Source organism: Vibrio alfacsensis, from assembly GCF_019670485.1.
Taxonomy (GTDB): domain Bacteria; phylum Pseudomonadota; class Gammaproteobacteria; order Enterobacterales; family Vibrionaceae; genus Vibrio; species Vibrio alfacsensis.
Map to the genome: position 1 here is coordinate 2,717,667 of NZ_AP024165.1, position 17,821 is coordinate 2,735,487.

Consider the following 17,821-nt stretch of genomic DNA (forward strand, 5'->3'; position numbering starts at 1 on the left):
CAAGAAGTATCAAATACAAAGCAGATCTCATGATCTGCTTTTTTGTTCGCGCTGTCAGGAGAGTCTATTGATGCTCTCACCACACTGAAATGCATTGATGTTTTCAATTAATATGTCAGCTAAACGCTGAAGAGAAGAATCGCTTCCCCAGGCCACATGAGGGGTAAGCAACAAATTGGGTAAATCCATATTCGCCACCAAAGGATTATTACTATCTGCTGGTTCCTGCGTAAAAACATCAATACCTGCAGCCGAGATTTCTCCTCGCCTTAGTGCATCCACTAATGCTTGCTCATCGACCAAGCCACCACGCCCTGTATTGATCAAGATGGAAGTTGGCTTCATCAACTTCAGTTCCACTTCACCAATTAAATTGTGCGTATGTTCATTTAACGGACAGTGCAAAGAAATGGCATCACAACGCTTGAGCAAATCTTCAAAGGGAATGTAACCCTCTCGACATTCACTTACGCCTTTCCGTTCGGAAAACAGTACGTTCATGCCCACCGCTTTGGCTAAATGTGCGGTTGCTTGCCCTAATGCTCCGCTTCCAATCACACCTAACGTACTACCAGCAATATCACCTATTGGATGAGTAAAAAAGCAGAACTGTTTATTTCTTTGCCATTCCCCAGCCGCAATATCTTGGTGATAGCCAAATAAATTACGACGTAATGCAAATAACATGGCAATAACATGCTCAGGTACAGAGCGGGTGGCATAGCCACGAACGTTTGCCACCGCAATATTATTCTGGACGCAATAATTAATATCGACGTTATTGAAACCCGTTGCCGCGACTGCAATCATTTTTAAGTTAGGCAATTGAGCCAAAACCATTTGGTCGAGGACAACTTTGTTGCTGATGACAATATCGGCCTCAACCAAACGTTCTACCACTTGGTCTGCCGAGGTTAAATCATACTCAACCCAATGATGAGCGAAATTGAGGCGAGGTAACTGGATATGCTCGGGGATGGTTGCTCGGTCAAGAAAGACCACTTTAGGCAGTGACATAACGGCTCCTTGTTTATTCACTGCCGAATGGAAATGTTATGAATGAGGCAGTGTTTTATAGTCTGGTAATTTACGCTCAGGGTCGAAATAGTCAAAGATCATCTCTTTCGCTTCCGGATAGAAATCACAAGGTACAAAAATACTGCGTAGCCATTGACTCTTAGGGTGATAAAAACTCAGCTCTGCTGCGTGCAGCTCCAATCGAGCCGAGAATGCTTTCGCATCTTCAGTCGCGTAAAACTCATCTCCCACAATAGGGTGCCCTAGAGCTTGCATGTGTACACGCAATTGATGGGAACGTCCTGTAATAGGTAACAGACGTACGATTGTGGTCTTAGAGCCATCTTGATGCTCTTCTCGCTTAGCGACCTGAAATAATGTCTTGGATGGCTTACCATCTTCAAAACACACTTTCTGTAGAGGTCGATTCGGCCAATCACAGATCAGGGGCAGATCGATCTCTCCCTCTTGCTGCTCTATATGCCCCCATACTCGTGCATAATAGATCTTATGCGTCAGACGATATTGGAACTGTTTCTTCAAGGCACTTTCAGCACGCTTATTTTTCGCTAACACCATCAACCCCGACGTCGACATATCCAAACGGTGTACCACCTGGATCTCTGGGTATTCTTCTTGTAGACGACTCCACATACTATCGTGATGCTCAGCAAGACGCCCAGGAACAGACAGCAAACCTGATGGCTTGTTCACAGCCAAGATATGATCATCCTCAAACACAATATCGGTCCAAGGATCTGTCGGAGGGGTGTACTCAAGCATTGCCATCTGTGTGCTCTCAAAATATAGAAAGAAAAGGAGGGGTATTTTAATACTAAAACGACTCCCGTAAAGGAGCCGTTTTGATTATCGTTTTTCTAGATAAAAACCAATTAGTTGTGACTTACCACGATCAAACGTAGCGAATCGAGTTGAACTTGAGCTTGGTTAATATAACCCGTCAACTCTTTAATTTGTGCTTCAATCGCATCAATCTCTTCGTCACGAATATTCGGGTTTACCGCTTTTAGTGCTTGTAAACGTTCAAGTTCTGAATTCAAGCTTTGCTGCATCTCTTGATGAGCTTGCTTACGAACCGCTTCAACCTGTGGTTCAACCAATGTATCACCGGCTTCTATTAAACGATGAACTTCTTTCTGAACAGAAGTCACTAGCTTGCTCGCAAGGTGACGATTTACTGGGCTCAGTTGACGGTTAAAGCTCTCAAACTCTACTTGAGCAGAGAGATCATTACCTCGGCCATCCATCATTAAGCGAATCGGCGTTTTTGGTAGAAAACGCGCAATACCACTGCGTTTTGGCGCTTGTGCATCCACCGCGTATACCAATTCAAGTAGAATAGTACCCACTGGTAGTGCTTTGTTCTTCAGCAGAGAAACCGCAGAGGTACCCACACCTTCGCTCATCAGCAAATCAATACCACCTTGAATCATTGGGTGTTCCCAACTGATGAAGTGCATGTCTTCACGAGACAACGCGGTATCACGATCAAACGTAATGGTTGCGCCCTCGTATGGAAGACCAGGGTAGCTCGGCACCATCATGTGTTCAGATGGCGTCACAACCAAGGCATTTTCACCTTTATCGTCTTGGTTCAGACCAATGGTATCAAATAGAGACAGCGCAAACGTCACTAGGTTAGTATCGCCGTCTGTTGATGCGATTTTCTCAACGATTTGCTGCGCTTTTTCACCGCCATTAGAGTGCATTTCTAATAAGCGGTCGCGGCCTTGCTCTAACTGAGATTTCAGCGCTTTATTTAACTTAGCCGATTCCTCAATCACTTCATCAAGGTTTGCTGTATCGCCCGAAGCAAGCATCTCAATGAGAGCATCTGAATACTTGTCATAAACCGCGCGACCTGTTGGACAGGTTTCTGCAAACGCATTCAAACCTTCATCAAACCAACGAGCCAGAATCGATTGTGAAGTGCCTTTTAGGTATGGAACATGAATATCGATATCGCGTTTCTGACCAATACGATCAAGACGACCAATGCGTTGCTCTAGCAAATCAGGGTTGAATGGCAGATCGAACATCACTAGCTGATTAGCAAACTGGAAGTTACGACCTTCAGAGCCGATTTCGCTACAGATTAGAACCTGTGCACCCCCCTCTTCCTGAGCAAAATAAGCCGCGGCTTTATCACGCTCCAGAATCGACATTCCCTCGTGGAATACCGTTGCGCGGATACCCTCACGCTCACGTAAAGCTTGCTCTAGTTGCAATGCAGTGCTTGCGCGAGAGGCGATGACCAGAACTTTGTCACTGCGTTTTTCTTTTACTTTTTCAAGTAGCCAGTTAACGCGAGAGTCAAATTGCCACCAGCTTGAATCATCACCTTCAAACTCTTGGAAGATTTCCTCTGGATACAAGTTCTTCATTGCACGCGCTTCAGGCGACATCTTACCGCCAATCATGCCCGCAACACGCATGGATGTGGTGTATTGCGGCGGAATATCCATTGGCATCAAATGCACATTACGAACAGGGAAGCCTTTAACAGCAGCACGTGTATTACGGAACAATACACGCCCAGTACCGTGACGATCCATTAGATTGTCAATCAACTCCTGACGCGCTGATGCTTTTGCTTCTTCATCACTGTCACTTTCGATAATACGAAATAGCGGTTCAACGTCCTGTTCAGAGAGAAGTTCTGTGATCTGGTTTTTAGCGTCATCGGCCAGTTTATGGCCTGAGAATAACGACGTAATTGCATCCGCAACAGGTGCGTATTGCTCTTCTTCTTCAACAAACGCTTCATAATCGTAGAAACGGTCAGGATCAAGTAGGCGCAAACGAGCAAAGTGACTCTCACGGCCAAGTTGCTCTGGCGTTGCAGTCAGCAGTAGCACACCAGCTGTACGCTCCGCTAATCCCTCGACGACTTGATATTCACGACTCGGTTTATCTTGGCTCCACTCTAGGTGGTGCGCTTCATCGACAACCAACAGATCCCATTCACCCTCTAATGCCTGCTCAAAGCGCTTACGGCTCTTACGTAGGAAATCAAGAGAACACAGCACATATTGCTGAGTATCAAATGGATTTTCTGCGTCTGCGAATGCTTCAATACAACGCTCTTCATCAAAGATAGAGAAGTGCAGGTTGAAACGACGCATCATTTCAACTAACCACTGGTGTTGTAATGTCTCAGGCACAACGATAAGAATACGCTCAGCTCGGCCAGCCAGCACTTGCTGGTGAATGATCATGCCCGCTTCGATAGTTTTACCAAGACCTACTTCGTCTGCTAACAGTACGCGTGGTGCATGTCGGCGGCCAACTTCGTGTGCGATATATAACTGATGAGGGATCAAACCTGCACGCATACCGCACAAGCCACGCATTGGGCTCTTATGCTGTTCAAATTGGTTTTTCAGTGCACGGTAGCGCAATACAAAGTTGTCCATGCGGTCAATCTGACCCGCGTACAATTTGTCTTGCGGTTTATTAAAACGGATCTGGTTACTAAGGAATATTTCACGCAGTACGACTGCGGTTTCCTGAGTGTCTTCACGAGTACCGAAGTAGGTGTATAAACCCTCATCTTCTAGTACTTCTTCAACTTTTAATGACCAACCTTCTTGGCAATCGATGACATCACCGACGTTGAACGTTACTCGGGTAACTGGCGCATCGTTACGTGCGTAAACTCGGTTTTCCTCTGATGCTGCAAACATCAATGTCACAGTACGAGCATCCATTGCTACTACGGTACCTAAACCTAAATCGCCTTCCGTATCGCTAATCCAGCGCTGACCCAAAGCAAATGTCATGAATTGACTACCTCGTTATTTGTTTCTTGGTGAGTGTTTCTGTTGGCCTACTTATGCTCGTTAGGCATGGATAATAGTGTAGATCTGATTGCAACTTCTGCTACCTCCATTCTACTCTTTACGCCACACCAAGCTGAGCAAACAATCGCCAGCCTCGCATGATAATTCAGGCTCATCAGAAGCACAGAAAAGGTCGGTAATCTTACTTGAAGCTGTGATACAGGTCACGCCTAAACGAACAAGCGAACCAACTTTTTTTCCTGAATTACGAATGCAATCAAATTGTAAAAAACTCATGACAATTATTGAGTTGCAACAAGCAAATATTACGTATACTTCTAATAAGGATGCTTACATCGCCATGTGTATATGTAGGCATATTGGTACACGATTAGGATCAACACGGGTTTGCAGTAAGTTGTCTTGCTACTCGGTTGCGCACTAACCGACATTGCCGGACGACCTCTATTGCAAGTAAATAAAGCTAGGACAGAGCTGTATTCCTAGTTTTCTTTAAGCAAAGCCGCGCTGCGGCAAGGAGACGCTATGGGCGATACCGATCGGAAACTATTTGTACTCGATACCAACATCCTCCTCCATGAACCTTTCGCCATTTTTTCTTTTCAAGAGCACGATGTCGTCATTCCTATGACCGTGCTAGAAGAACTCGACCGAATTAAAGACAGTAAGCGCGACGTCGCGCGAGATGCACGCGTTGCGATTCGCGCTATGGAAGATTTATTCAAAGACGCGACACCCGATGAAATTTCAGAGGGCATTCCCGTATCTAAAGACAGCCCAAGCCAAGGCACGATTTCTATTTTGGCGGATTTTGAATTGCAGGAAACCGTCAAAGCTTTCGCCGACAAAGCCGGTGACAACCGCATACTCAATGCAGTGCTTTATCTGCAAAACAAACGAGCACCTCGTGAAGTCGTGCTCGTGACGAAAGACATTAATATGCGCCTTCGAGCCAAAGGGGCTGGCGTTCGTTTTGTCGAAGACTATCGTACTGACCAGCTCATTGATGATATCCAGTACCTCACAAAAGGCTTCCAGCAACGTGAGGGGGACTTTTGGAGTCACGTCGATGATGTTGAAAGCTATGCTCTAGGAGGAAAAACATTCCACAAACTCAACAAAGAGCCGTTTGATCCAACGTTTATTAACCAATATATCATTGATGAAGACAGCGATTTTGTTGGCCGAGTAGAAACTATTGTTGATGACAAAGTGACATTGCTCGACCTCAGCCGTGAACGCATGATGCACCGTCGAGCTTGGGACATTACCCCGAAGAATATCTATCAAGGCATGGCGATGGATGCCTTACTCGACCCAGATATTGATTTGGTGATTCTGACTGGTGCAGCAGGCAGTGGTAAAACACTACTGGCCATGGCGGCCGCATTGGAACAAACCATTGAAAAAGGCATGTTTGACAAGATCATAGTAACGCGAAACACACCAGACATTGGTGAGTCGATTGGCTTTTTACCAGGCTCTGAAGAAGAAAAGATGATGCCATGGCTAGCCGCTGTCACTGATACTTTAGAAGCGTTGCACAAGCACGACCACTGCACTGAGGGCTCAATGAAGTACATCTGTGACAAAGCCAACATTCAGTTTAAGTCGATTAACTTTATGCGTGGTCGCTCTATTCAAAATGCGTTTGTGTTGCTCGATGAATGCCAGAACTTAACCGCTTCACAAATCAAGACCATCATCACCCGCTGTGGGGAAGGCACGAAGATTGTGTGTTCAGGTAACTTAGCTCAAATAGATTCTCATTACCTCACACCCGTGACGTCTGGTTTGACTTATATGGTCGAGCGTTTCAAAAACTTTGAAGGCAGCGCCAATATTCACCTAAATGGCGTGGTGCGCAGCCGATTGGCAGAGTTTGCCGAAGAGAATTTGTAGTGACCTATCTAGTCATCTAAAGTTCTTTGCCTGAGACTAGTCATCTAAAACCAATCACTGAAAACCAAAAGAGCGCTCAATAAGCGCTCTTTTTAATTTGGAGTGAATATAACTTACTCAGTACCACCAACGGTAATGGAATCAAGTTTTAATGTAGGCTGACCTACGCCAACCGGTACACTTTGACCCGCTTTGCCACACACACCAACACCTCTGTCGATGCTTAGGTCGTTACCCACCATCGATACTTGCTGCATCGCTTCGATACCCGAACCGATAAGCGTTGCACCTTTCACTGGGCGAGTAATTTTACCATCTTCAATCAAGTACGCTTCCGATGCAGAGAACACGAACTTACCAGAAGTGATATCCACCTGACCGCCACCAAAGTTTGGTGCGTACAGACCTTTCTTAACTGTAGAGATGATCTCTTCTGGTGAGTGCTCACCCGGCAGCATGTATGTATTAGTCATACGTGGCATAGGTAAATGTGCGTAAGACTCACGGCGACCGTTACCTGTTGGGTTCACACCCATTAGACGTGCGTTTAGCTTGTCTTGCATGTAGCCTTTTAACACACCATTTTCGATAAGCGTATTGTATTGACCATTGACACCTTCATCGTCCACGTTCAATGAACCGCGCAGATCTTTCAGCGTGCCATCATCCACAATAGTACAAAGCGGTGACGTTACTTGCTCACCCATTTTGCCAGAGAACACGGAAGACTCTTTACGGTTGAAGTCACCTTCCAAACCGTGGCCTACGGCTTCATGTAACAATACGCCAGGCCAACCTGAACCGAGTACAACAGGCATCATACCCGCAGGAGCGGCTTCTGCTTCTAAGTTAACCAGCGCCATGCGAATCGCTTCATCAGCGAAATAGAACGCCTGTTTTACACCATTGCTTTCAGACAAGAAGAAGTCATAACCAAAACGGCCACCGCCACCAGCACTGCCACGCTCTCGACGATCGCCTTTTTCAGCTAACACACTGATTGACAAACGAACAAGAGGACGAGTGTCTCCCGCGTAAGTGCCGTCTGTTGCCGCTACAAGCATTTGCTCATGTACACCACTGATGCTGATCGACACTTCTTTGATCATTGGCTCTTTGGTACGGATGTACGCATCTAGAGACAACAACAGTTCGGTTTTTTGTTGCTTTTCCCAGCTTGCTAGTGGGTTTACTGCATCGTAGTAAGCTTGGTTGTCAGAACGTTTGAATGCGTGCACTTTGCCATTTTGGCCTTGCTGCGCAATACCACGCGCTGCAATCGCACTTTGCTTCAAACCGTCTAGTTGAATTTGGTCTGAATAAGCGAAACCGGTTTTCTCGCCAGTGACGGCACGAACACCAACACCACAATCAATGTTGAAAGAGCCATCTTTAATGATGCTGTCTTCTAGAACCAGAGACTCATGCCAGCTGGACTGAAAGTAAATGTCCGCGTAATCGATCTGGCGCGTCGCAATGCTCGCTAGTGTGTCAGCGATGTCTTGCTCTGTCAGACCGTTTGGGGCAAGGAGTGCCTGTTCTATTTGGTTTATGCTCATAGTTAGCTCTTTTATTTCCGTTTCAATGCATTTTGAAAGCGACTGTGTTGAGTCAGCGGCATATTCTGCCTTACTTGCTGGCTGTGTGACAAATCTATCTCAGCCACCAGCAATCCTACTTGATCATCGAGTTGTTGATGAATACAGCCCCAAGGGTCAATCACCATGGAGTGTCCCCACGTTTGGCGACCACATGGATGGGTCCCCGTTTGCCCGCATGCAAGAACCCAACACTGAGTTTCAATGGCACGCGCTCTTAACAAGACTTCCCAATGCGCTTTACCTGTCACCGCAGTAAAAGCGGCTGGCACAACAATAATTTGGGCACCTGCTAAGCGTAGCGCTTTAAATAGCTCAGGAAAGCGCACGTCATAGCAAATACTTAAGCCTACCGTACCAATATTGGTCTCTGCCGTCACGATTTGGTTGCCAGCCTTAAACGTATCGGACTCTCGATAGCTGCCATGCCCATCGGCGACATCCACATCAAACATATGCAGTTTATCGTAATGAGCAATGCATTCGCCTTGCGGTGAGAATACTAATGTTGTCGTTGTGACGCCTTGTTCTGTACGGATCGGCATACTGCCCAATACCAGAGTCAGCTGGTTTTGTTTTGCAATACCAGACAAACGTTGCTGAATCGGACCGTCACCCAATCTTTCCGCGTTCTCGTGATACGCGTTACGATGGGCAAACTGCGTGGCGTTTTCTGGCGTCACAACCAGCTTAACGCCTTGTTTAGCTGCCAGTTCGCACTGCTGAGCGATAAAGTCCAGATTCTCATCGATATCCGGACCGGATGTCATTTGAATGATGCCAATTCGTTCCATCTACTTAGCTCCTTTACGCTCATCCATAAGTAAAGACGAATGATTACTTCGCTTGTTTACGCAGTTTTTCTGGCAATTTGTACTCGCCCTTGCTACGTGACATCTCTTTTACCGTTGGTGAATCCAGCGGTCCTTTCACTTCATAGTTTACCTGAGTAAAGACTTCGACAACGGGTGAAATCACTGTTGATATTGCCAGCACATATAATGCCGTTTGAGGTGCTACCGCAAAAGCGGTCAACATTGGTAAGCCCGAGGTAATATCTGGCGTAAACTTCACTTCTGCGTCCACAAGGCGACGATTAATATCAGCCATGCCTCGGATTTGCATTTCACCCGCCAACGCATCCATCACGATATCATTAGTAACAAAAATGCCATCCTGAATTTTGCCCGTACCAGTGATTGAATTAAACGCCATACCTTTGTCAAACACATCCGTAAAGTCGAGCTGCATCTTGCGGATAATGGAATCTAAACTAAACAACCCCAATAAGCGTGCGGCACCACTAACTTCGGTGATCACGCCTTTACCAAATTCGGTAGAGACGTCACCTTGCAAACTTTGAGTCTTCATCGACCACGGAGCGCCATCCCAATCAAGATTTGCACTAATCTCAAATGGCGCACGCTGAATACCTGAAGTAATACCAAAGCGTTCCATCAGGTCACTGTTGTTCTCGCCTTGTAATTTGATAGTCAGATTCGAATGACTGCGATCTTTATTTAGCTCCCACCAACCATTCATTTCCACCTTACTCTGACCACTGCTAAACGTGACATTGTTCCACGCCAAGCGGTTGTCTTGCCGTGAAAGGTCAACATTGACCTTACCGACCTTATAACCTTGGAGCCAAAAGTCATCGATATTCAACGTTAAATTTGGTATCTCTTGGTGTAGCTTTCGATCCAAATCGGAGATCAAGGGCGCCGCTTGATCCTCACTGGCAAACAAAGAGTTTCTTTCATCGGTAATTTCATCAAACCCCGGAATGTATAAATGCAAGTGTTCCAATGAGACCGACAAATCATAAGGCTTAAGGTACGTGGCATTGCCTTTCAACTCTTGACTGTTGACATCCAAGAGCCAACTCAAATGCTTTTTACGAGCGGTTAAATCCACATCATGAAAATCAATGCCCGCGACTTGAAGTGTTTTTACATCCATGCCCACACGAGTTGGTAATGGGATTGTCGGCGTTTTCATATTTGCCAACACGGACGGCGCATCACTGACGGGCACGTGACCTAACCCCGCCCAATTATCAAGGCTTAATGAGTCCAACTGAATCGAGGCATCGTGACCCACTATCGGGCTGATCTTAAACCCACCCTCGCCGACAACGAGATTTGTTGCCGTCAAAACAGGCACATCTCCCGTGATATCAATTTCTGCTTGATACTTCGCATTCGGGATTTGCAAACGTGCAGAGATACTTTCTTGATTACCTGATGCCTGTAATCTTGCTTGACCCGCTTCCCCTCGTTGTTTATTCAACGGGTATGGGTATTGGCTTATCAGTTGATTTAACTGTGCAAGCACACCAAGTTGATACGTAAAACCGACATCATTGAGCTGTAAATCAATATCCATTTGCCATGGAGCATGCCCCGAGACTAAGCTTAACCAACGCTCACCTAAATAAGGTTTAAGCGGGTCAACCGACCAATCACCCAGAGTATTGATTGCCACGTTATAGCCTTGCTCTGCATTTTCACCACGAAAATCCAAAGAAATAGGCTGATTTAGCAAAACCGCAGACAAACCCGATGTTGTCACGACATCGTTATCAAACTCTATACGTCCGGTAGCCTTTTCTAATGTCATCGGCGGCGCTTCAATATCGACACGATTCTCCTTTAGATCCGCATAACCCCATGCTCTTGAGTCTTTATCGGTATCGAAAGGAATATTGAGCTGAAACTCTGAATACACCGGCCCGCTGACTTGTAAAGCCGTCAATGCCGCACCAACAGAGTCCACCAATGGCGTCGCCATCATGTAGTCACGAACTTCATTACCTGGCGCACTCGCCTTGGCTTCTATTTCGATGTGACCATTCTCTGCCAGTTCAGGAATGCGCCCTGTAATGCGTTTCGCTTTCACACCGTTCAACGTTGCTGATTTAGAATCCAAATACATCGCATCGTTTTCGAACAATAAATCAAGTTGAAGATCAGTAATCGTCGGCCACGCGGTATCAAAACTAAACTTCGCGTTCTTCAAACCCACCCAAGCTTGGAACATTCCGTTATGTTCTTTATACGGAAAATCACCTAATTCGCCATACCAAAGCAGTTTCGCAGTGTTAACTTTCCCGCCTTGAATTGCAGTCGAAAGGTAATCGGTAAGATCTTGTCCTAACGCTGGCGTTGGTAGGTAGCGCCATGTTTCACCAGCATTGTAAAGATCAGCTTCGGCATAAAATGACAGAAATGGGCTTTGATCTTTGGGGAAATCCAAACGAAATGCACCAAGCACTTGCAGATCAGGCGTAGCAGCCGTGACTTTGTCTGACCATAAACGCCAACCGCTTTCGTCTTGCTGCCAAATAATATCGACTTCCGCTTGCTTTACATTCAGTGGCGCTTGAAACACATCACCATATGGGAAAACATCATCAATGACGGTGACCTTTGCTTTGGCTTGCTTGAGATCGCCAAACACCGAGCCTTGTACATGATTAAAGCCCGGCAGCAATTCCCATTGCGTTAGACCGAGCTGATCAAGCTCAGCCGAATATTTCAGCGTGTCTAAACCACCATTCATGGATAAACGGATGTCTTCCACTCGCCCTTTGGCCGCAAGCTTATTAAGCAAATCACTGATGGGCTCAGACTTTGGCGCCAATTTGACAAGCGGTGTTAGCGCTTCAATATCCAGTTGAGACAGGTTAAGTAACCAACCGTCTGGCTGCCAATCAAATGCGATGTCTAATTCTGGCCATGGGCGATCATCCGTGCGAATTTTGAGTGAGTGACCATTTACTTTCCAGCCCTGCTTATCTGGCGATAGCTTAAAAATGCCCGATTCCAACAATAACTCATGCTGGCCATTTTCATTCCACACAAGCTCTGAGGGTTTTAGCTCAACGTAAGCGTAGTGAGGCTGACTATGCTCCAAGGTGAGCCATGTATTTAAACTGACACGTCCCGATTCAATTCCAGATGCATCTTGTACATAAGTCGTCAACCAAGGGGTGACGGATACATCTTGAGCGCTAACATAAAATTCGCCAGAAATATCCAATAATGACCCGTAGTCTCTAAAGTTAGCGCTTACCAACAACGCATTGAGACTCGCATCAGCGATGCTGACTGTGCCCTCTGCTAAGTGGTGTTTACCACGGTTACTCCATCGCAACTGGGCGATATCTAAACGGCGAGTTTCCCCCGAAACCGATTTATACCAAACACGGGAATCCGTGATCGTAAAATCCTCAAACTGACGTAACAGTAGCGAGTCAAGCTGATCAATTAGCTTACTTTCGCTTCGTGCACTACTTGAAGCTTGAGGAGAGGATTCCCCGCGAGGTAACAAATCCAGAGAGCGGATATCTAACGCCAAATCACCAATCGTTAAATCAGCAATAACCGGTTTAAACTGCAACAAAGATTGAATTAAATCGAACTCGATGTGAATTTCATCAACGGCAAAACGCGCTTCCGGGTTATTGGGTAGATTGGCTTCTAAACCTTGTAGAGCAATAGATGGGTGGCTATTACGCCAAGAGCCAGCAACGCTGGTAATAGAAAAGTCAAAACCTGAGCCTTGCTTGACCCAGGTTTGAATTTCATCTTGGAAGTGGTTAAGTTGTGGGAGAGCAACGCGCAAGGTTGTCACGATGATGGCAAGAAAAACCAATACCGAAACCAATAGCCACGCGCAGTAACGCCCGAAACGGTTAAAACCAGAATTCACAAATTTTCCAATTACATCATTACGACGTCAAACTGCTCCTGAATATACAGAGGCTCAGCTTGAATACGAACTTGTTTACCAATAAATACTTCAAGTTCAGCCAGTGCATGTGATTCGTCGCCCAACAAAGTTTCAGCAACAAATGGGGATGCGTAAACGACAAACTTGTCGGCATCATAAGCACGGTTTACTCGAGTGATTTCACGTAAGATTTCGTAGCAGACGGTTTCGACTGTCTTCACGCTGCCACGCCCTTCGCATGTTGGACAACTCGAACAGAGAATATGTTCAATGCTTTCTCGCGTGCGTTTACGTGTCATTTCAACGAGGCCCAATTGGGTAAAGCCGTTGATGTTGGTTTTCACGCGATCTTTAGATAAAGCCGCCTCAAGCGAAACTAATACACGCTTGCGATGTTCTTCTGACGCCATGTCGATAAAATCAATGATGATTATCCCGCCAAGGTTGCGCAAACGAAGTTGTCGTGCAATCGCCTGTGTCGCTTCAACGTTAGTATTGAAGATCGTCTCCTCAAGGTTACGACGGCCAACAAACGCCCCAGTATTGATATCAACGGTCGTCATCGCTTCGGTCTGATCGATGATTAGGTAACCGCCCGATTTGAGCTCGACCTTACGCTCCAAGGAACGTTGGATTTCGTTCTCTGTATCGTACATATCAAAAATAGGTTTATCGCCCTCATACAGCTCAAGCTTGTCTGTCAGCTCTGGCACATATTCAGAAGTAAACTCTTTAAGGTTTTCATACTCCAGACGAGAATCGACCATGATTTTGTCCAGCTCAGTGCCAACAAAATCACGCAATATACGCTGCGCTAAACCAAGCTCACCATAAAGTGTCGAACGCGTTTTATATTTTGAACGACGTTCCATGACTTTTTGCCATAGACGTTTCAAAAATGCCGCATCTTGTGAAAGTTCTTTCTCGTCAGCGCCTTCCGCAGCCGTGCGAATGATAAAACCACCGTGCTCGTCGCAGTAATGGTTAACCACTTTCTTAAGACGCTCACGCTCACGCTCACTTTCAATACGCTGAGAAACACCAACATGACTCGCCCCTGGCATAAACACCAAGTAGCGCGATGGCAATGTAATATCAGTGGTTAGACGGGCACCTTTCGTACCGAGAGGATCTTTAACGACTTGCACAACAATGTCTTGGCCTTGGCGAACCAATTCAGAAATATCACGAACCTGAAATTGCTGCTTTTCGTTCTCTGCGACACACTCGGTATGTGGAACGATATCTGACGCATGCAAAAACGCCGCTTTATCTAGGCCAATATCAACAAACGCCGCTTGCATACCTGGCAATACGCGACTGACTTTGCCTTTATAAATATTGCCCACAATGCCTCGACGGGCTTCACGTTCAATATGAACTTCTTGTAGTACTCCACCTTCAATCATGGCCACGCGAGTTTCACTCGGGGTCACGTTAAGCAGCAATTCTGCACTCATGTGCACACCTCAAAACAATTATAAAAATTCTTGAATTAGCTGATCGGTTTCGAACAAAGGTAAGCCTACTACGGCATGGTAACTGCCTTCTATTCGGGTGACGAAACGCCCCCCGAGCCCTTGAATTCCATAACTTCCAGCTTTATCGCATGGTTCTCCTGACTGCCAATATTGTTCGATTTCTTCTTCGGTCAGTGTTTTGAACCACACGTCAGTGATCACGACCACTGAGTGTTGTTGTTCTTTTGATACGACGCTCACTGCGGTCATTACTTGATGTTGACGACCTGATAAGTTGTTGAGCATACGTTTTGAATCTTCAAAACTTTTTGGTTTTTCTAATACTTGGTTTTCACATACCACGACAGTATCTGAGCCCAATACAACAGAATCAGGCTTAGCCATCGCTAAGCCTGCCTGAGCTTTTTCCAGAGAAAGACGCAGAACATAGTCTTGTGCTTGCTCGTGATCTTGCTTAGCTTCTTCAATGTCAGGAAGCACAACGTCAAAATCATAACCTAGTTGAGCAAGCAGCTCTTTTCTTCTCGGAGAACCCGATGCGAGAACGAGGGATAAGCCCTTTTTCACAACGCTACCTTACGTGCCAAGCGCGACGTACACGTCGCATAAGTAAAAACATCCATGGCCAAAGTATACAGTTTATTACTGCAGTCCACAGAGATAATGGATTAAATACTACATCCTGGTTCAAATATTCCCCACAGAATATAAGAAGCTCCAATACCACGGTAAAAAAGGCAATCAAGATAGATTGTTGCCACAGTGCCATGTTACGGATCACCAGGAAGTTCAGTGCCACCAAGTAGACAACGATCGACATCATCATGCCTCTGATCCCTAAGGTCGAGCCAATCAAAATATCCCAGAGTAGCCCGAGCACTAATGCAGTACCTACGTTCACACGATGGGGCAATGCAAGCACCCAGTAACATGTGACCAAAAATAGCCATGATGGACGAAGAAGATCTAATACGCCCGGCCAAGGGATTGTTTGAAGTACAAGAGCAACAAAAAAGCTGACACCAATGACCACTCGGCTACGCACTACACTATTGGCCATTTGTCACCTCTTGCTTAGCACTTTCTTCCACACTGGATTGCAATACTTTGTGCTGACGATCTTCATTCGGCCAGATCAACAGCAAATACCTCAAACGGTCAAACTCCACGACTGGCTCAGCCTTGATTGCAGCAAACTCCTGACGTGGATCGTGAGCAACTGACGTCACATTCGCAACCGGATACCCTTCAGGATAAATCCCGCCAAGACCTGACGTAACTAATAGATCGCCAACTTGAATATCCGTACTGGTTGGGATGTGTTCCAATTGGATCTCATCGACCTCACCATTACCAGAAGCAATCACGCGAATATCATTGCGGATTACTTGTACAGGAATCGCATTCTTTGCATCGGTCAGCAGGAGCACGCGAGCATTATGTGCCGCAACAAAAGTGACCTGACCTACGATACCTTTTTCATTAATAACGGGTTGACCGACGTACACCCCGTCAATTTGTCCTTTGTCGATGACAACTTGGTGGCGATATGGAGACGTATCTACCGCCATTACTTCTGTCACGACTTTCTTCTCATCGCGGACAAATGAGGATCCAAGCAATTTACGTAAACGCTGGTTTTCTTCTTTATATTGATCGAGCAAAATCAGTTCGCTCTTCAGACGAAGCACTTCACGCTTCAAACTGCGGTTGCCATCTATCAGCGACTGACGAGTATTTAAACTCTCGAACATTCCATCGAACATGCTACGAGGTAGATTTGCCGCGTATTGTATTGGAGCGACCATACTATTAAGTAGGTATCGAACGTTAGAGAACGTATCTAGACGGTTATCAGCCAGCATCAAGCTCGCCGACACGATGACAGCAAAAAACAGACGCAATTGCAGAGATGGGCCTCTGCCAAAAATCGGTTTCATCTTGTTTTTGACCTGATTGCTACCATGATATTGAGCCTTACTTGGCAACCTGAGAAATCACAAGATTCTAGGTATGGAGCAGATTGAAATTACAGAGAGAGCAGAAATGATGGTGAAGCCCGCACTGAGCTTCACCGAACACTTTATTCTTCAGAGAATAGATCGCCACCGTGCATGTCGATCATTTCTAGAGCTTTACCACCACCACGAGCCACACACGTTAGTGGATCTTCAGCGATAACCACTGGAATGCCCGTTTCTTCCATTAGAAGACGGTCTAGATCTTTTAGTAGTGCACCACCACCAGTTAATACCATGCCGTTTTCAGAGATATCAGAAGCGAGCTCTGGCGGACACTGTTCTAGTGCAACCATCACTGCAGATACGATACCAGATAGCGGCTCTTGCAGCGCTTCTAGGATTTCATTTGAGTTTAGGCTAAAGCTACGCGGCACACCCTCAGCAAGGTTACGACCACGAACTTCGATTTCACGAACTTCATCACCTGGGTATGCAGAACCGATCTCATGTTTGATCTTTTCAGCAGTCGCTTCACCAATCAAGCTACCGTAGTTACGACGAACGTAGTTGATCACTGATTCATCAAAACGGTCACCACCGATACGTACAGAAGACGAGTAAACCACACCGTTTAGTGAGATAACTGCCACTTCAGTTGTACCACCACCGATATCAACCACCATTGAACCTGTAGGTTCAGAGACGCGTAGACCAGCACCGATTGCCGCCGCCATTGGCTCGTCAATTAGGTAAACTTCACGTGCACCCGCACCCAGTGCTGATTCACGAATAGCACGACGCTCAACTTGAGTAGAACCACAAGGAACACAAACCAGTACGCGAGGGCTTGGTTTAAGGATGCTGTTATCGTGCACTTGCTTGATGAAGTGCTGAAGCATTTTTTCAGTTACGTAGAAATCAGCGATAACACCGTCTTTCATTGGACGGATAGCTGAGATGTTACCCGGCGTACGACCAAGCATCTGTTTTGCTGCATGGCCTACAGCAGCAACGCTTTTTGCAGAACCTGCACGGTCTTGACGAATAGCAACGACTGAAGGCTCATCAAGGACAATACCTTGGCCTTTTACGTAAATTAGAGTGTTGGCAGTACCTAAATCGATAGATAGGTCGTTAGAAAACATGCCACGAAGTTTTTTAAACATATTCTTCGCTCATCCTGCAAAAATTTAGAAGACAAAAATTGTCCTAAATGTACCAATGCCTCGCTGTCACAGCAAGGCATTGGTACACAAACATGAGCAGAAAGCCTCAATTTCTTGCAGTTTCCTTACTTAACG

The 17,821-nt window shown here is 45.9% G+C and carries 12 protein-coding genes; 1 reads left to right on the forward strand and 11 read right to left on the reverse strand.

The features are described from left to right. Positions 1 to 54: 54 nt before the first annotated feature. The 3 genes from VA249_RS12560 to rapA all read right to left on the reverse strand — a co-directional run bounded on the left by VA249_RS12560 (position 55) and on the right by rapA (position 4,820). Entirely contained in the window at positions 55 to 1,017 is a 963-nt protein-coding gene (locus tag VA249_RS12560; protein ID WP_221068176.1) for a D-2-hydroxyacid dehydrogenase, read from the reverse strand. 36 nt (positions 1,018 to 1,053) lie between these two features. Further along, positions 1,054 to 1,806, reverse strand: coding sequence for a bifunctional tRNA pseudouridine(32) synthase/23S rRNA pseudouridine(746) synthase RluA (gene rluA, locus VA249_RS12565; protein WP_221068177.1), 753 nt, complete (start codon positions 1,804 to 1,806; stop codon positions 1,054 to 1,056). Positions 1,807 to 1,910: 104 nt separating this feature from the next. After that, a complete protein-coding gene (rapA, locus tag VA249_RS12570) occupies positions 1,911 to 4,820 on the reverse strand; it encodes an RNA polymerase-associated protein RapA (RefSeq protein WP_221068178.1) in 2,910 nt (969 codons plus the stop codon). A gap of 546 nt (positions 4,821 to 5,366) precedes the next feature. On the opposite strand from rapA, the gene VA249_RS12575 reads away from it, so the two are divergent. Next, entirely contained in the window at positions 5,367 to 6,743 is a 1,377-nt protein-coding gene (locus VA249_RS12575; protein WP_128810071.1) for a PhoH family protein, read from the forward strand. A gap of 113 nt (positions 6,744 to 6,856) precedes the next feature. On the opposite strand, the gene tldD is transcribed toward VA249_RS12575, so the two are convergent. The 8 genes from tldD to VA249_RS12615 all read right to left on the reverse strand — a co-directional run bounded on the left by tldD (position 6,857) and on the right by VA249_RS12615 (position 17,686). Then, positions 6,857 to 8,302, reverse strand: coding sequence for a metalloprotease TldD (tldD, locus tag VA249_RS12580; RefSeq protein ID WP_221068179.1), 1,446 nt, complete (start codon positions 8,300 to 8,302; stop codon positions 6,857 to 6,859). Positions 8,303 to 8,313: 11 nt separating this feature from the next. Further along, positions 8,314 to 9,135, reverse strand: a complete 822-nt coding sequence (locus VA249_RS12585) for a carbon-nitrogen hydrolase family protein (RefSeq protein ID WP_221068180.1) — start codon at positions 9,133 to 9,135, stop codon at positions 8,314 to 8,316. A 43-nt stretch (positions 9,136 to 9,178) separates the two neighbouring features. Further along, the gene (locus VA249_RS12590; RefSeq protein ID WP_221068181.1) at positions 9,179 to 13,057 is read right to left on the reverse strand and encodes a YhdP family protein; all 3,879 of its coding nucleotides are present in this window, start codon (positions 13,055 to 13,057) and stop codon (positions 9,179 to 9,181) included. An 11-nt stretch (positions 13,058 to 13,068) separates the two neighbouring features. Further along, positions 13,069 to 14,538, reverse strand: coding sequence for a ribonuclease G (gene rng, locus VA249_RS12595; RefSeq protein ID WP_128810068.1), 1,470 nt, complete (start codon positions 14,536 to 14,538; stop codon positions 13,069 to 13,071). 18 nt (positions 14,539 to 14,556) lie between these two features. After that, the gene (locus VA249_RS12600) at positions 14,557 to 15,126 is read right to left on the reverse strand and encodes a Maf family protein (RefSeq protein ID WP_128810067.1); all 570 of its coding nucleotides are present in this window, start codon (positions 15,124 to 15,126) and stop codon (positions 14,557 to 14,559) included. A gap of 4 nt (positions 15,127 to 15,130) precedes the next feature. Continuing rightward, complete coding sequence (gene mreD, locus VA249_RS12605; protein WP_128810066.1) at positions 15,131 to 15,619, reverse strand: rod shape-determining protein MreD; 489 nt, start codon at positions 15,617 to 15,619, stop codon at positions 15,131 to 15,133. Beyond that, entirely contained in the window at positions 15,609 to 16,499 is an 891-nt protein-coding gene (mreC, locus tag VA249_RS12610) for a rod shape-determining protein MreC (RefSeq protein WP_128810065.1), read from the reverse strand. Before mreC ends, mreD begins: the two co-directional genes overlap by 11 nt. 143 nt (positions 16,500 to 16,642) lie before the next feature. Next, entirely contained in the window at positions 16,643 to 17,686 is a 1,044-nt protein-coding gene (locus VA249_RS12615) for a rod shape-determining protein (RefSeq protein WP_099080126.1), read from the reverse strand. Between the last annotated feature and the right edge of the window lie 135 nt (positions 17,687 to 17,821).